The sequence below is a fragment of the Dellaglioa sp. CoH-56-MRSF-14 genome (genome assembly GCF_056782115.1).
Genome location: NZ_JBXAYB010000058.1, coordinates 1 through 331 on the forward strand (window position 1 = coordinate 1; position 331 = coordinate 331).

Below are 331 nucleotides of genomic sequence, written 5' to 3' on the forward strand. Positions count from 1 at the left end.
CAGTGAGATGAAGGCCCTGTATCTTCGGGCCAAGGACGCATACTACAACGGCAAGTCCGAGATCATGTCGGATGCAGCGTTCGACCGTCTGGAAGATACGATCCGGAAACGCAGCCCAGAATGGGAAGAATTGGACAAGACGGGTGTGCGTATCTCTGACAAGAAGGAAGAGGTGGCTCTGTGTTGACCTATGCCGAGTCTGGAAAAAGCGTATCCTGACGACGTACCGTCGTTTGCGAAGCGTAGCAAGGGACCCCACTTCGGCATGTGGAAGTTGGATGGCACGAGCCTCCAAGGACTGTACGATCGTGGCACTCCCAAGGCTCTTATC

General features: G+C 54.7%; 1 protein-coding gene. It reads left to right on the top strand.

Annotated elements, in window-relative coordinates; genetic code table 11:
- Nucleotides 1-187, top strand: a 187-nt coding sequence (locus AC1RPX_RS07840) for a hypothetical protein (RefSeq protein WP_481763336.1), incomplete at its 5' end; no start/stop codon positions are given.
- Nucleotides 188-331: the final 144 nt, after the last annotated feature.